Genomic DNA, 15,153 nt, shown 5'->3' on the forward strand with positions numbered 1-15,153 from the left:
TAAAAAACATGGCTCAATCCAAAACCTTAAGGGTTGTTTTATCATTTAAATTTTTTATCCCCAACTTGCAACAATGAATCTGAATCTCTTCGAACCGGCTACCAATCCCTCCAAAAACTGGCTTCCCAAAGAAGGGATTGTCAATTATTATGGGAAAATTTTCAATCCCAAAGAAGCTGATTTTTACTACGAGGTTCTCCTGAATACCATCGATTGGAAAAATGATGAGGCACACATTTTCGGGAAAAAGATCATCACCAAGCGTAAAGTTGCCTGGTACGGAGACCGGGAGTTTGAGTATACTTACTCCAATGCTACCAAGACCGCTTTGCCTTGGACCAAGGAACTGCTGATGCTTAAAGAAGCCATCGAAAAAGAAACCGGGGAGACTTTCAATTCCTGCCTGCTCAACCTCTACCATACCGGTGAGGAAGGCATGGCCTGGCATAGCGACGGAGAAACAGACCTCAAAAAAGACGGTGCGATCGGTTCGGTAAGTTTTGGAGCCGAGCGGAAATTTGCCTTCAAACACAAAGAAACCGCCGAGAAAGTGGAATTAATTCTTGAACACGGAAGCCTGCTTGTGATGGCAGGCAAAACCCAAACACATTGGCTCCACCGTTTGCCTCCCACCAAAATGGTCAAAAGACCAAGGGTCAACCTGACCTTCAGGACGATTGTTGGTTAATGAAAAAAAAATGTGAAATCAACCGGGGTTTTGGGTTTTGATGGCATATTTCAAAGATTCATCCACCCATAAGCTTCACTCCCTTTTCTTCTCCTTCCCTATCTACTTCAAAGGTCCAAATGAAATCCCTGCAATCTGCTGATACATTTGAACCGGGGCAAGCCTGTTGGGTGCCGGCTATAACATAGCCATTGTCGTCAGAAGCGACTTCCAACTTTTCTCCGTATTCATTAAAAAATCCCCCATAAGTCTTCTGCCAAAGGAGCTCACCTGCGGTATCGATATTGAGGAGCAACACGTCATAATTGCCGGCGCCGAATGAACTGGTAGAACCGAGCACCAAGCAACCGCCATCCTGGGTGGGAAGGATTTCGGATGCTTTGTCATAGCTTGTTCCTCCGTAGGTTTTTTGCCACAGAATATTGCCCAAAGCATCTTTTTTGGTCACTTCAATGTCGCACTCCGTTTCAGAACCGCAATTCACCGTGGCTACTTCAAAAGCATAATTCTGGGCTGTTTGACTTTCATTTCTGCTGTTTGGCCAAAGCAAAAATGTTGCGATAGACAATCCGACGAGTGCAAGTGATCCTAGAATAGGAATTCGGTACAAGGTAAAGGAGTAAAAGAAGCCGTTCATGGTTTTGGGAAGTTTAGAATTTGGAACATCAGTTTTTTTCTGGGAATCCTGCGAAAAAGCGTTCAAATCAACTTCTAATACCTTGGAAAGTTTCTTCAAAGAATACAGGCTGGGTTTGACTTCCCCATATTCGATTCTTTGAATGGTCCGCAGGGAAATACCGCTTTGATCTGCAAGATCCTGATGCGTCAATCCTTTGGCAAGTCGAAGGGTTTTGATTTTTTCTTCTAGATTCACGACCAAATTTCTTGTTTCCTATCCTAAACACAAACGCCAAACATGCGACATCTTTGTGCCAAATGCAAAACTGCCTTTATATAGGATTGTTTGGAGGAAAATAAATTGTACAATCTTAGCTCTTACCATATCCCCAATCCTTCCATTCCTGTAATTCCCGTATCCAACCTCAATGCTTTGATTTACCTTTTAAAGATCAAACCAAACCCATTTTCCCGATATGAAAAAATTTTACTTTCTCCTCATCTTGGCTTCATTGCTTGGCCATATTTCTTTTGGAACCACGGCTGCCAATCCAAATGAAAATCACATAAATACCGCCTCTGCTCCGGGCGATTACAAATGGGTAGTGGAAGGGTTTGATTGGGGTCCTGCTGTGAACAAAGTCATCCTCAGCTTGGAAGAGTCTGTCAAGGAAGCAAACGCCACAGAATACCAAGTATTTGCTACCCGGAGTTTGGCAGGAGCCGAAATACCGGCTGAAAGTGCCTCCGGAAACCGATCAGTAGTCTATGCTTATGTTTCGGATGAAGATGGTGGTAGGTTGGAAGAAGGCAGGCACATCACGTTGATATTGGCCGTCAGTCCAGTCATGCCACTTGGATCGCCTTTCCAATACACAAGGATCAACAACCGTGGCTCCAACTATTGGGTGGATTACAAAATGACCATCCTCCACAGCAAAACGGGGAAAGTTTGGAACAATTCTAAAGGCAAAATCATGCCCTTGGTTGACCAATATGATCTATCCAAAACATTCCAATACGGAGATGGTCTTTGCATGTCTTATGCTTCCTTTACTCCCAAAAACATCAAGTCAAAAGTTCCTCTGATCATTTGGCTACACGGCGGTGGCGAAGGAGGCAACGACCCAACCACTGCTTTGCTAGGCAATAAGGCAGCCAATTATGCTTCACCGGAAATTCAGGTTCTTTTTGGCGGAGCCTATGTTTTGGCACCCCAAGCCTCCAGCTTTTGGATGCAGGCGGCAGAGGGCATGACACGCGGTAAGGACAACGACATCTTCAACGAAGCCGTATTCGCTTTGATCCAAGACTTTGTTTCCAAAAACCCCAATATCGATACGAAGAGAATATATGTCGGGGGCTGTTCCAACGGTGGTTATATGTCCCTCAAACTCATTTTGGAGCACCCGGACTATTTTGCAGGTGCATATATCAGTGCGTTGGCTTACTCTAATGAGTTTATAAGTGACGCACAGGTACAGAAAATCAAAAACGTGCCGATGTGGTTTATCCATTCCAAAGATGACGAGACCACCAAACCGGATGACACAATCGTTCCTCTTTACCAAAGACTGAAACAAGCGGGCTCGAAAAATGTGATTTTGTCTTATTATGATAACGTGACAGACATCACGGGATTTTATGGGGGTGAAAATTACCGATACAACGGACATTGGTCGTGGATTTATTCCCATGCCAATACAGCTAGAACGGACTTAGACGGCTCTCCCGTCATGCTCAACGGTCGCCCGGTAACCATCATGGAATGGCTCGCAGCGCAGAAGAAAAAGTAGAGATAAGAAGTTCCTCGGTCCTGTTTTTAAAAATGATCTTTATATTTATTGCCAATTTAAAATGTGATAGGGATAAATTTGAAGAATTCTCTTCCATTCATTTTACATTCTTGACCTATTGCCACACTATTGAAATAGAAAAAAATGCAATCTAAAGAAGAGATTTTTAAACAAACCGAACAGTATATTGAAGGTTCGGGATTTGAAATTGTCAAAAAAGACGAACAAAGACCTTGGGGAGGATTTTTGGTGATCAATGAAAACCAAGCTTCCCAATTTGCTGCTCAATTTTTTCCTGAGGAGGATTTTGAATCCCTGAAAATATCAGAAATACTTAGCCCAAAAATCCTTTTGGTAGCTCCTGAAAAGAGACTGAGCTGGCAATACCACTTCCGTCGAGCAGAAATCTGGCGCTGCATCAAGGGAAAAGTAGCAGTCGGAACAAGCATGACGGATGTGCAAAATGAAATCAAAACCCTTTTGGAAGGAGACAAAATCAAGCTCCAACAGGGGGAAAGACACCGGTTGATTGGCTTGGAAGATTGGGGGGTAGTCGCGGAGATTTGGCAACATACAGATGCTTCCCATCCCTCCGATGAAGATGATATAGTCAGACTTCAAGATGATTTTGGAAGGTGATAACCTGGGATTCAAATCAACCTTTAGTACATATTTTATTCACTTTATTTACTTTAGCAGTATTTGTTGTAATTAAATCAAAATAAAATGCATAAATCCAAATTATTATGCTGAAATTTAATTGATCTAAAATATAACCTTTATGGAAAAGTTAAGCTTAAATAAGCCCAGTTTGTTTTTTGGAATAGGCGTACTCTTTTTGTCCCTATTTTCAATATCGTGTGAGACACAAGATGAAATAAACCCTTCAGTGGAGGAGTTCAATACCCTCGACGGTAAACCCACTCATCTCTCCGGAAAGTATATTGTGACACTCCATGAAAGCAATATTAATTTCAGGAAAACCGTTGATTATGAAGATGCGCAGGCAGGTATGAGAAAAGTAGCCGTAGACCTTGTCGCAAAGTTTGGGATAACCCCTATTCAGGTAGACCAAGTGTACGGTAGCTTATTTACCGGATTTTCGGCCACTCTTTCTCCACAACAGGTAAGCGCTCTAAGGGAGGATCCAAGTGTACAACTAATCGAAGAAGACGGAATTGCCTATGCATTTGCGGACATCACCCAAAGCCCGGCGACATGGGGTATCGATAGGATCGATCAGGCTGCTAGGCCATTAAGCAACAGTTATACCTACTCTCAGACCGGAGAAGGTGTAAAAGTTTACATCTTGGATACAGGAATCAAATATGACCATGTCGAGTTTACAGGTCGAACACAGCAAGGTTATTCTGGATACAACGATAATGGTTCTGACTTAAATGGACATGGAACCCATGTAGCAGGAACGGTAGGCGGAACAGTCTATGGCGTTGCTAAAAAAGTAACCCTAGTCTCAGTAAAAGTTTTGGGAGACAACGGATCAGGCTCATGGTCGGTAGTATTGGCTGGAATGGACTGGGTGGTAGCCAACAAAGGAACATCCCCCGCTGTAGTCAATATGTCATTAGGAGGCTCAGGAACAAGCTCCACTATGAATGATGCAGTGAAAAGACTTTATGACGCAAAGATTCCGGTAATCGTGGCAGCAGGAAACTCCAACGTAGATGCTTCAGGGTTTACCCCAGCAAATGCGCCTAATGCCTATGCTGTAGGTTCGAGCACCAACACTGATGCGCGCTCAAGCTTCTCTAATTTTGGAACAACCGTAAAAGTCTTTGCCCCGGGATCATCAATCACCTCTGCTTGGTACACAGGTACCACAGCGACAGCAACTTTAAATGGAACCAGCATGGCTAGTCCACATGTGGCAGGTGCTGCAGCACTCTTGCTTCAGACCAATTCAAGCGCCACAGCACAACAAATCTATGATCTGGTCAGTGCTAATGCTACAAAAGGAGTCATCACTAGTGCCAGTTCTCCAAATAACCACCTTCTGTTTACAAGGGCTTCAGGTGGAGAAGTGACACCTCCTCCAACAGTTGAACCAAGTCCGATAACACTTTCTGCCACTTGGGCAAAAGTGTCAGGAAGGCTTCGTGTAAATTTATCCTATTCAGGATTTGCGAGTGGTACTTCAGTGGACATTTTCCGAAACGGGACCAGAATAGCAACTACAACCAACATTACAACTTATCAAGACAGGACTAACCTTAAAGGCAGTGGTTCGTTGACATATAAGGTATGCGCGGCGGGAAGTGCTACTTGCTCTTCTACGATTACAGTGGCTTACAATTAATTGATTTATATAAATTGATAAAAGGGAAAAGGAGCTCTAGGGCTCCTTTTTCTATGTACTGTCATTCCAAATCCCCGATTTTTGCTGCGCCTACATTTCGCCAAGCCTTTCAGTTCGGACCTAGAACCCAAAATCAGGTCAGAATGGGTAGCCATATATTTTAACTCACTGGCTTTTCAGTCTTTATCTTCAATTTGTTTCGCCTGCTACTTTGTTGTCACTAAATGTGGGTCAACGATCGCAAATTAAGGTCTAATAGACCATGTCAGGAATCACAAATTTCTATCTACAATAGACAAATTAAATGATATTTGAAAATCCATAGTCGGAACAACATATCCTGATATATTACAGCAAACCAGACCAGAAACCATCTTTCAGGGATTTTTGAAGCAATCCGATAGATCGATTTACGATTCAGTTTTTATATTCTATAAAGTATTCAAACTTTTCAAAAAGTTACACTTTATCCAAAAGCTGGCAGATTTTCATCCATTTGTCCAACCAAAAAAAGGCAGCCCATTATGTATGGGCAGCCTTTTTAAAAAATCACAGCTTGACTATAATTTCAATCCAAAAGTAAAGTAAACAGTCCTTCCTTCACCTGGCATAATTCCCGGTCCTGGATAACCGCCCGCCCTTCTGGTAAAATACATTTCATTGGTCAGGTTATTGATCCCTGCTTTGAATATATAGCGTCTTTTGATGTCTGTAGAGGCTGAGATGTCCTGAACCCGATAAGCAGGAATCAAACCAACTGTTGCAGCCGCATTGGATAAAACGGTGTTGGAAGCGTCCGAGAAAGCATCTCCGATATCACTCAATTGCCAAGTCACAGAAAATCTGTTGTACCGATACGTCACTCCGTATCTATTGATCTTTCGTGGGGCATTTTCGACCCGGTTTCCTTTGAGGTTACCCGGGACAATTTCACCCTCCCTGACAGAAGTCGTGGCAAAATCTCCGTACCGGGCATCTACGAAAGCAAGTGAAGCGAATAGGTGCAGGTAGCCAAATCTAGAAGTTTTGGTGAGGGCGGATACAGGGTCAAACTCTACATATCCCTCAAAACCCTGACTTACCGAATTGCCCAAGTTGGTACGGAACTGAGAGATAGCTCCATTGTCATCTTGTACAGCAATAGTCCCGATCCTGTCGGCATAATTCAGATAAAAATACCCCACATCAAATTTCATCCAATTCTGAATTGCACCACGGTATCCAAAGTCAAAATTGAATCCCCTTGAGTCTTGCAAGTTTTCATCGATGATGTCTGTGGTGGCCGGAGGTGTGAGGTCCGATATCAGCACAGGCCTATATGCTTGTGAAAAATTAGAATAAAATTCCATGGATGGGGTGATTTTATACTCAGATCCTATTCCAACCAAAACGAAATTTCTGGTCGTGTTTTGTGGGAGCAAAATCTGGTCTTGGCCATTGACGATATTGAACAAACCTTCCATGTTGGAGGAGATCCTCTCGTACCTCAAGCCTGTGGTGAGTAACCATTTGTCTGAAAACCGGAATACATTCTCTGCGAAAGCGGCTTGGTTGATATTGGTGAAATCAAAATCCCTTCTGAAAACCTCGCCGTCGATAAGGTCAAAGTTCATTTCAGTGCCATTATCTCCGCCACCTACTTGCTTTCTGTCGATAAAGCCGTTGAAATACCGAAGTCCGGCTGCCAAGGTATTTGATTTGCCAAACAATGAATACTCTGTAATCATCCTGACTTCCGAACCGTAGGTGGTGTAGAAATCCCTATCCACTTGCCTGTTGCCCATATCATCCTCTTGGTTTATGGGACGCATAAACCCAACTGAATTTCTTTCCGCAAAGGTCCCGAAAGTTTTCCAGCTCAGCTTGGTTTTTTCGCTGACGATATATTCGGCAGTCAAAGCCGGAATAAACCAAGGCGTGCTGAACCAATTCCTTTCTCTAGAACTTGACCTTGGGTCTGTGTTGAACTGCTCATCTGTAAGACCGCCCGGCTGTTGGCTTTCGGTATCCATATAAGTCATTTCCAGTCCGATCATCAGGCGGTTACTGGCGGCGTAATTGACTTCCACATGGGCATGGTCTGTATTGAAATAGCTGTTTTCTCTCCATCCATTCCCTACACGTTTTTGGTAATAGGCAGTATAACTCCATTTCCCTTCTGTTCCCCCGAGGTAATTAAAAGTGCTAAAAAGCCCATTGCTTCCCACGGTGTTCAAAGTTTCGAAAGTGAAGCGCGTGGATTTATCAGGCTTTCGCATCACGAAATTCATCAATCCGCCAAACTGAGAACCATATTGTATAGAAGATGCTCCGCGTACAATTTCAATCTGCTCCACCACTTCCATGGGAGGAGTGTAGTAAGCCTCCGGATAACCCATGGGATCGGGTGTGATGTCATATCCATTCATCCGGACATTGAACTCCCAAGAGCGGTTTGGATTCAAACCCCGCGATGCAACTCCCAACTGAATCCCTGAACCGTCATTTTCCCAGATGGAAATACCAGGCGTACGGCTAAAAATCTGACGGCTGTTGTTCATCGCAAGGTTGGCATTGATCTCTCCTACCCGGATCACCTCATTTTTTTTGCCGGCATTGATCCGGAAGCGGTCCACCTCCGGAAGGCGCTCTTGTCCCATAATTCCCCTACTTACCGAGAATTCAAATGCATCCAAGGAAACCACCGCCTCCTCCAGGGTGATGTCCAAATCTTTATTTTCCTGCAGTGCAATAGTAAAAGGGATGCTGACTTCCTTGTAGCCAAGCATGTTTACTTTGAGGATATAATCTCCTGAGGGAATATCCCTCATGCTAAAATTGCCAGAAAGGTCAGACTGAACTCCCCTTACGGTACCCTCCAACGTCAAAGCGGCGCCGGGGATAGCCTGCTTGGCTTCGTCCAAGACTTTGCCTTTCAACATATTTTTTTGGCCAAATGAAGCAGTCAGACCTAAGACAAAAGCGATTACAATTGTAAAAACCAGTTTCATGTTTTATATATTGTTTTTATTTGGATTAATTTTAAATAAGAACACAATATTAAGAAAACATCTTTTTAGATTTTAACTTTATTTAGATTAATTCTATTTAAATTATTTTAATTATGGACATTAATTTTATTTATGGATTAAAAAAATTCCAGGGGAGAAAGAGATTACCTAAAAACTATACATTCAAATTTATATATGTATAGATTATTGAAAAATCTATACATAACGCCTCCTATTACCTTAGGGGTAAAGAAAGCAAAATACTGTACAGTGAACCTCCAAAAATTGGCCACTTGCCCAGTTTTTTTGTTTACAATAAAAACGCATTTTGCAATCCATTCTAACCGTCGATTCACACCCTATGAAAATCATCCGAACAGGGATTTTATTGCTCTTCCCCTTTTTAATTTTTTCTTGTGACTCCCTATACGATCATTCAGGTTGGGACACTTCGAAGGTTCAAATCGCCCGGGATGATTTTGGAGTTCCGCATATTTTTGGCCAAACAGATGCAGATGTAGCTTATGGTTTGGCTTGGGCGCATGCCGAAGATGATTTTGAAACAATCCAAAAAACATTGCTTGCCGGAAAGCGAATGTTGGGAAGGGTCTATGGCCAAGATGGAGCTGCCGTGGATTTCTTTGGACATTTACTTCAGACCATTGAAATCGCCGAGGCCAAATATGAATCGGCCTACTCAGAAGAATTCAAAGCAATTTTGGAAGCCTATGCGGCGGGAATGAATGACTTTGCATTGGCACATCCCGAAGAAGTTTTACTAGAAAAAGCTTTTCCCGTCAATACCAAAGAAATGACGGCAGCGTATATTCTCTCCCTTGCCCAAATGTCAGGAGCAGATGGGGCTGTTCAACAAATTGTCTCCGGCAAAGTGGAAATCCTTCCTTTTGATGCCAATCCCAAAGGTTCTAATGCCATTGCCATCCACCCTTCGCGAACTGAATCCGGTGATGCTTTTCTAGCCATCAATTCCCACCAACCCCTAGATGGACCTGTAGCTTGGTATGAAGCACACCTCCATTCGGAGGAAGGATGGAATATACTTGGGGGACTTTTCCCCGGTGGAGCGATGATTTTTCATGGGGTAAATGAAAATCTTGGATGGGCGCACACCGTCAACTTCCCGGACCTTTTGGACCTGTACCAATTGGAAATCAATCCTAAGGATGAGGATCAATACAAGGTAGACGGAGAATGGCTGGAATTGGAAGAAGAAACAGTTTGGCTTCAGGTAAAACTCTGGGATTTGATCACGATTCCCTTTCCAAAGGGAATCTGGAAAAGCATTTACGGTCCTACCTTGGTTACTGAACAAGGAACATTTTCAATCCGCTTGGGTGCCTTGGAGCGAATCGGAGCGCCGGAGCAATGGTGGAGAATGAACAAATCGAGGAATTTTAAAGAATTCAGTGAAGCCATGACCCGAATGGAACTGACCAGTTTCAACACTGTCTATGCGGACAAACACGATACGATTTTTTATGTGAGCAATGGCTTGATCCCGATCAGAGATGCTTCCATCGATTTCACCGGGACAGTAGCCGGAAATACAAAAAAAGCGCTTTGGAGCAGTTATCATGACTTTGCGGATTTGCCGCAGCAATACAATCCGAGTTCAGGATATCTGTTCAATACCAATCATTCCCCTTTCAAAGCGAGTGGATTGGCTGACAATCTCAATCCCGACAATTACCCCAAATCGATGAATTACCTGCTGCGCGACAATAACCGATCGACCCGCTTCCGTGAATTGATGCCTGAAACCGGAACGATTTCCTACGAGCAGTTCAAACAAATCAAGTATGATGGGCAATTGCCTGAAAAAATGGCTTTCCGTACCAATATGGAATCTCTTTTTGACCTAAACCCAAGCAAATACCCCGAAATCGCAAAGCAGATAGAAGCCATTAACAACTGGGATAAACGCTCCGGAATCGAGAGTGAAGGTGCGGCAGTTTTTGCTTATGTCTATTACTATTGGTGGGACAAATTTGCTGAAAATGGGCGGAGTTGGGAAACCACACTGACGGAAGAAGAATCAGTAGAAAGTCTCCAAGCAGCCAAGACCCATTTTATCACCCATTTTGGAAAAGAAGTGGTGACCTTGGGAGAATATCAAAAACTCGTTAGAGGCGACAAAGTACTGCCTTTGCAGGGAATTGATGATGTGATTACAGCCATGCGGTCATTGCCTTGGGAAAACGGGATGAGGAAAGGCACACAGGGAGAGTCATATATTATGATGGTTCGCTTTGGGGAAGGCCTTCCAAAGATCGAAACAATCAATGTCTTCGGAGCAAGCAATGACCCTGACAGCCCTCACTTTGATGATCAGATGGAACTCTTCCTCGGTCAAAAGCTGAAGCCGATGACATTGGATAAGGCCGAGGTCCTGAAAACAGCAAAAGAGATTTATAATCCGGAAGGTAAGAAGTGATTTGATTTTTTGCCTTCTGGTGAGGTAAAAACTTGAAAAATCCCCACATATTAGTAAGACCTCATTTGTTACCTTTAGGAATAGATAATTCAACCAATCCTTATCTTTGAAATTCATATTAAAACAACCAAATCATGTTTGAAGGCCCAAGCTATCCCAATGCGCTAGATGAATCGATTTTTGAGGAATGGCTGAAAAAAGGGCGATTAAGCAAAACACCTTTTGCCTATCTATTGGTCATGTGGGACGAATTGGACCGCACCTACATCCCTGTATATATCGAAAAGCGGAGCGAATTGAAAAATTTTGCCCGCTATGGTCAGGCTCCGGACCACCAACTTTTGGTAGCAGCTTACGACTTGTATTCTGAGACAAGGGTGGTGTAGGAGAGCAATTTAGGAGTTGAATCTTGGGAGAACCGAAGTGGGTCAATAAGAAATAGGGGATTGAGGATTTAAGTTTCCTCATTATACAGTGTAACTTCCCGAATATACATCCATCAAGAAAATCATCTTGAAAAGGAGTGAGATTTGGTCAAACAAAACACTAAAACTATGCGCCTATCCAAAATCTTTCTCCTTTTATTAATTTTTCGATTGTCTCCTATTTCTGCCTATGGACAAATCCATTTTGTACAAAAAGGGCAGATGAAAATAGGGATAAAAGTCACCTTAAATGATGAGGTCCTGGACATTGATAGTTTATCTGACTCATTTGACCCTAGGACAGGCGTTCCGGTAAAGCTAGTAATTCCGGAAGGAAGTTCCTTGGGGATTGTATCTGATTCACTTGGAGATGATCTTGATATTGCTTTGCTTATCAATAACGAAAGCGCTACTGATTTTAATCAGCCCATTATAATAAAGAATGGATTCGCTATGGGTTCCTCACCTGGTTCTGAAAACAGTTATGTTTTTATAGATAAAAAACGACAAGATACACTCGAAATCAGCTGGCAAGTTGACTATAACCAGGTAGAACTGGCTGACTTATATCCCGCTGAGTTTTTCAAAAACTATGTAGCGCTACAGATAAAATATATTTTTGAATCTTATCCTGACTCTTCCCAATACGATTGGAAAAGTAAGGAGTATATATCCGAATTGAATGACAGGGGCTTGCCCGTTAATCCAAAGTTCCCTTATTCTCAGAATGGACTTTATTTTGTCGTAGATCAATTGGTTGAAGGGGCAGAAGTTCAATTGGTCGGTTTTCATTCTGCACCACAAGCTCTCAATCAAGATGACCCCTTTGCTCTTTTTCTTTATGATGATCTAAAACCCGGCAATTATGAGTTTGTGGTCTGGCCCTATAAAAATGCACCTGATTCAATTACACTCAGATATCCCTTCTCGATAAGTAACCCGTGGTGGAAGGAGTCACTAGCCCTTGTACTTTTTACTTTTTTGGGTGTTGTTCTCCTTGGGCTTACCCTTTTTCTGTTCTACAGATCTACACAAAGAAGAAAAACCCGGGAATTGCAATGGGCTCAACAACTTACTCAAGCTGAACTGAAAGCCATTCGTGCTCAACTGAACCCTCATTTTTTATTTAATTCACTTAATTCTATTCAGAATTTAGTTAGTCAAGGAAAAAATGAACTGGCTAATTCATATCTCCGTAAACTGTCCAAATTCCTCAGACGTGTACTTTCTATCTCGGAAAAACAATTTCATGAGCTGGACCAGGAGATAGAGTTGACGGAACTTTACCTTGAATTGGAGAAGCTGCGTTTTGCGTTTTCTTCAAAAATCAAAGTTTCAAATGACGTGGAACTAGGAAATCTGGTACCCGTGATGCTTCTCCAGCCCTACGTCGAAAATGCGGTTAAACATGGCGTCGCTTCAAAGGGAGAAGAAGGAGAGATCCAAATTTTGATATCAAGAGATGGTGAATTCATGAAAATCGAAATTTTGGACAATGGACCGGGACTTTCCGAACCAAAGGAGTCTTCGGCAGGAATCCACCTAGGAAATGCGCATATTAAAACCCTAAATCATATATATTTGAAAGAGGCATCTGTTGAAATTTCCAACAGGGAAGATCAAAGTGGGGTAAAAGTTTCTATTAAGCTTCCAATTGAATGATGGGATACCATGCATTGATTATCGATGATGAGGCCGGAAATCGCGAGTTTTTGGCGACGCATATTAAGCAACTCTGCCCCTCCATTTCTACGGTTAAAGAAACCTCTTCTGCGGCAGAAGGCCTTTTTGTAGTAATGAACAATGATATTGATGTGGTTTTTCTGGATATAGAAATGCCGGGAGGAAGTGGATTCGATTTTTTAAATCAAGTTGGGGAAGTTAACTTCCACATCATTTTTGTGACGGCTTTTGATTCTTATGCACTAAAAGCTATAAAGTACAGTGCTTTGGATTATTTGTTAAAGCCTGTTGATCCTCTTGAACTAGTCCAAGCAGTTGAGAAATTACACAGGAATCAATCAGAAAAGGAAAGACTGGATTTGCTTAAATATAACCTTAGCAATCGGGAAGACCGTCGTATTGCTCTACCCACTCAAGATGAGGTAGTTTTTGTCCTTATTAGCAACATTATACGCCTTGAAGCAGAAGCGAATTACACTCGGATTTTTATAGATAAAAACCCCCCCTTGTTATTATCTGGCAATCTAGGGCATTTTGAAAGGTTTTTGCATGATATCCGGTTCTATCGGACACATCAGTCGCATCTTATCAATAAGGACCACATCCGTAAATATATCAAAACTGAAGGCGGATATTTCCTGATGTCTGATGGTAGTCAAGTCCCAGTGGCAAGATTGAAAAAGGAAGAGGTAAAACGGCTCTTCATGTAAAAAAAATCAGGTACCTACTTAACTCAATTAAAAAAATTTGAGTTGAACTTGGGATGTACTGGACCGCACCTACATCAATGTATATGTCGAGCAGCGGAGCGAACTGAAAAATTTTGCCCGCTATGGTCAGGCCCCTGACCACCAACTTTTGGTAGCTGCATACGATCTGTATTCTGAGACGAGGGTGGTGTAGGAAAAATGTTAATCAGGTTTCAATATTTGAGACAGCAAATTTTTTAGTCAAAAAAAAGCTTCAAATATTTAGATTTGAGATTTTTTTACATTTTCAAAAAGTGAGCTTTTGTCTGTTCCTTGTAAGTTCTCGAAATCGAAATTAATTGCTTTCCGTTGATTTCCACCTCCTGGCCCTTGTAAATCGCAAATTTAGGATTGATTAAAAAAGATCGATGAACTCGGAGAAACTGAGGTAGGCGATTACTCCATTCACTGATTTTTACCCCATTTTTCAGAGATTGTCCATTGACTAACTGGATTTCAGTATACTCTCCCAAACTTTCCACAAAAAGGATTTCATCCTGTCTCAAGGAGATTAACTTCCTGTTGCTGTAAAAACTGATAGTTTTTGGACGGCTGTTTTCTGATAGTTTTTTTCGAAAAAGGAAGAAATAAAGCCCTGAAAAAAATCCCATAATGACCCAAAGAAGGACGGGATTGATGATGGACTTTTCAAAATAGTTTGGATTAAAACCCAAAAAGTACCAATACACAAAAGTGATCGCTAAATAAGCGAGGTAAAGTGAGGAAACAACAATTAAAAACAAGCGGTTGTAGCGCTTCCAGCTGGAGAATTTCAATGCCCAAGAGATTCCCTTTTGAAGGAGCAAGGTGGGGAGTAGTAAAAGACAGCCTGCAAGCCAGCTTCCTTGGGAATTGGAAAATGCGTCTCGTACAATCAAAGCCATCAAGAAAGCCGTTCCTAGCCAGAATACAATTTCGAGTCGTATGGATTTGTACATGTTCAAAAATAGTAAAATAGATCTCAAAAGGTGTTTTTAACATATCCGGATTTACTATAATCCCGTATTCGACTGGGATATGAGGGTTTATTACTTGCCTTTTGGGTGAGTTTTGGGGTAATTTTGAGATGTACCAAAACCAAAAAAATATGATAGATTTATTTTATGCAGGGGGTCCGATTATCATGAGTATTCTGGCTCTCATTTTAGTAGCTGTTCTAGTGACAGCTTTTAAGTTTCAGGAATGGACCCAAGAAATAGGCCTAATAGCGTTGTCAGTTGGAATTCTAGGGCAAGTGATTGGGCTTTATGGAATGTTTGAGGGTATAGAGTCCTTTGGAGGAGAAGTAAATCAGGCAATGATTGCCGGAGGGCTCAAGTATAGCACGATCTCAACAATTTTTGGAGTGCTTATTTATATTGTCTCCCTGATTATTCGGGTGGTCAATAAGCCTAGGTTTTTGTAAGATATGTAACAAAAAAGCCTCAAATCT

At 42.0% G+C, this 15,153-nt stretch carries 12 protein-coding genes; 9 read left to right on the top strand and 3 right to left on the bottom strand.

The features are described from left to right. Positions 1 to 79 precede the first annotated feature (79 nt). Positions 80 to 688: an alpha-ketoglutarate-dependent dioxygenase AlkB family protein gene (locus tag M3O96_RS02435; RefSeq protein ID WP_249718601.1), complete on the top strand. Its 609-nt coding sequence runs from the start codon at positions 80 to 82 to the stop codon at positions 686 to 688. Between the two features lie 58 nt (positions 689 to 746). On the opposite strand, the gene M3O96_RS02440 is transcribed toward M3O96_RS02435, so the two are convergent. Next, complete coding sequence (locus M3O96_RS02440; protein WP_249718441.1) at positions 747 to 1,562, bottom strand: helix-turn-helix domain-containing protein; 816 nt, start codon at positions 1,560 to 1,562, stop codon at positions 747 to 749. A gap of 220 nt (positions 1,563 to 1,782) precedes the next feature. On the opposite strand from M3O96_RS02440, the gene M3O96_RS02445 reads away from it, so the two are divergent. The 3 genes from M3O96_RS02445 to M3O96_RS02455 all read left to right on the top strand — a co-directional run bounded on the left by M3O96_RS02445 (position 1,783) and on the right by M3O96_RS02455 (position 5,419). Beyond that, entirely contained in the window at positions 1,783 to 3,102 is a 1,320-nt protein-coding gene (locus M3O96_RS02445) for a prolyl oligopeptidase family serine peptidase (protein ID WP_249718443.1), read from the top strand. Between the two features lie 144 nt (positions 3,103 to 3,246). Beyond that, positions 3,247 to 3,741: a cupin domain-containing protein gene (locus M3O96_RS02450; protein ID WP_249718445.1), complete on the top strand. Its 495-nt coding sequence runs from the start codon at positions 3,247 to 3,249 to the stop codon at positions 3,739 to 3,741. A 142-nt stretch (positions 3,742 to 3,883) separates the two neighbouring features. Beyond that, on the top strand, positions 3,884 to 5,419 hold the full coding sequence (locus tag M3O96_RS02455; RefSeq protein ID WP_249718447.1) for a S8 family peptidase: 1,536 nt from the start codon (positions 3,884 to 3,886) through the stop codon (positions 5,417 to 5,419). Positions 5,420 to 5,979: 560 nt separating this feature from the next. Here M3O96_RS02455 and M3O96_RS02460 read toward each other — a convergent pair. Further along, positions 5,980 to 8,409 (bottom strand): TonB-dependent receptor, encoded by a 2,430-nt coding sequence (locus M3O96_RS02460; RefSeq protein ID WP_249718449.1) that lies wholly within the window; start codon positions 8,407 to 8,409, stop codon positions 5,980 to 5,982. 361 nt (positions 8,410 to 8,770) lie between these two features. On the opposite strand from M3O96_RS02460, the gene M3O96_RS02465 reads away from it, so the two are divergent. The 4 genes from M3O96_RS02465 to M3O96_RS02480 all read left to right on the top strand — a co-directional run bounded on the left by M3O96_RS02465 (position 8,771) and on the right by M3O96_RS02480 (position 13,682). Then, positions 8,771 to 10,864, top strand: a complete 2,094-nt coding sequence (locus tag M3O96_RS02465; RefSeq protein WP_249718450.1) for a penicillin acylase family protein — start codon at positions 8,771 to 8,773, stop codon at positions 10,862 to 10,864. A 134-nt stretch (positions 10,865 to 10,998) separates the two neighbouring features. Continuing rightward, positions 10,999 to 11,250 (top strand): hypothetical protein, encoded by a 252-nt coding sequence (locus tag M3O96_RS02470; RefSeq protein WP_249718452.1) that lies wholly within the window; start codon positions 10,999 to 11,001, stop codon positions 11,248 to 11,250. Between the two features lie 261 nt (positions 11,251 to 11,511). Then, the gene (locus M3O96_RS02475; protein WP_249718453.1) at positions 11,512 to 12,951 is read left to right on the top strand and encodes a sensor histidine kinase; all 1,440 of its coding nucleotides are present in this window, start codon (positions 11,512 to 11,514) and stop codon (positions 12,949 to 12,951) included. After that, entirely contained in the window at positions 12,948 to 13,682 is a 735-nt protein-coding gene (locus tag M3O96_RS02480; RefSeq protein WP_249718455.1) for a LytR/AlgR family response regulator transcription factor, read from the top strand. Before M3O96_RS02475 ends, M3O96_RS02480 begins: the two co-directional genes overlap by 4 nt. A gap of 278 nt (positions 13,683 to 13,960) precedes the next feature. Here the strand turns inward: M3O96_RS02480 and M3O96_RS02485 are convergent, their stop codons facing one another. Continuing rightward, positions 13,961 to 14,659, bottom strand: coding sequence for a LytR/AlgR family response regulator transcription factor (locus tag M3O96_RS02485; protein WP_249718456.1), 699 nt, complete (start codon positions 14,657 to 14,659; stop codon positions 13,961 to 13,963). A 149-nt stretch (positions 14,660 to 14,808) separates the two neighbouring features. Here M3O96_RS02485 and M3O96_RS02490 point away from each other — a divergent pair, with 149 nt between their 5' ends. Further along, positions 14,809 to 15,126, top strand: a complete 318-nt coding sequence (locus M3O96_RS02490; protein WP_249718458.1) for a MotA/TolQ/ExbB proton channel family protein — start codon at positions 14,809 to 14,811, stop codon at positions 15,124 to 15,126. Positions 15,127 to 15,153: the final 27 nt, after the last annotated feature.

Origin of the sequence: Aquiflexum sp. TKW24L (assembly GCF_023502205.1) — a bacterium.
GTDB lineage: Bacteria > Bacteroidota > Bacteroidia > Cytophagales > Cyclobacteriaceae > Cognataquiflexum.

Bases quoted from the DNA above. Each gene is read 5' to 3' on its own strand.
- M3O96_RS02455 (WP_249718447.1), top strand. From the start codon at position 3,884: ATGGAAAAGTTAAGCTTAAATAAGCCCAGTTTGTTTTTTGGAATAGGC.
- M3O96_RS02465 (WP_249718450.1), top strand. From the start codon at position 8,771: ATGAAAATCATCCGAACAGGGATTTTATTGCTCTTCCCCTTTTTAATT.
- M3O96_RS02485 (WP_249718456.1), bottom strand. From the start codon at position 14,659: ATGTACAAATCCATACGACTCGAAATTGTATTCTGGCTAGGAACGGCT.
- M3O96_RS02445 (WP_249718443.1), top strand. From the start codon at position 1,783: ATGAAAAAATTTTACTTTCTCCTCATCTTGGCTTCATTGCTTGGCCAT.
- M3O96_RS02475 (WP_249718453.1), top strand. From the start codon at position 11,512: ATGAAAATAGGGATAAAAGTCACCTTAAATGATGAGGTCCTGGACATT.
- M3O96_RS02470 (WP_249718452.1), top strand. From the start codon at position 10,999: ATGTTTGAAGGCCCAAGCTATCCCAATGCGCTAGATGAATCGATTTTT.
- M3O96_RS02460 (WP_249718449.1), bottom strand. From the start codon at position 8,409: ATGAAACTGGTTTTTACAATTGTAATCGCTTTTGTCTTAGGTCTGACT.
- M3O96_RS02480 (WP_249718455.1), top strand. From the start codon at position 12,948: ATGATGGGATACCATGCATTGATTATCGATGATGAGGCCGGAAATCGC.
- M3O96_RS02490 (WP_249718458.1), top strand. From the start codon at position 14,809: ATGATAGATTTATTTTATGCAGGGGGTCCGATTATCATGAGTATTCTG.
- M3O96_RS02450 (WP_249718445.1), top strand. From the start codon at position 3,247: ATGCAATCTAAAGAAGAGATTTTTAAACAAACCGAACAGTATATTGAA.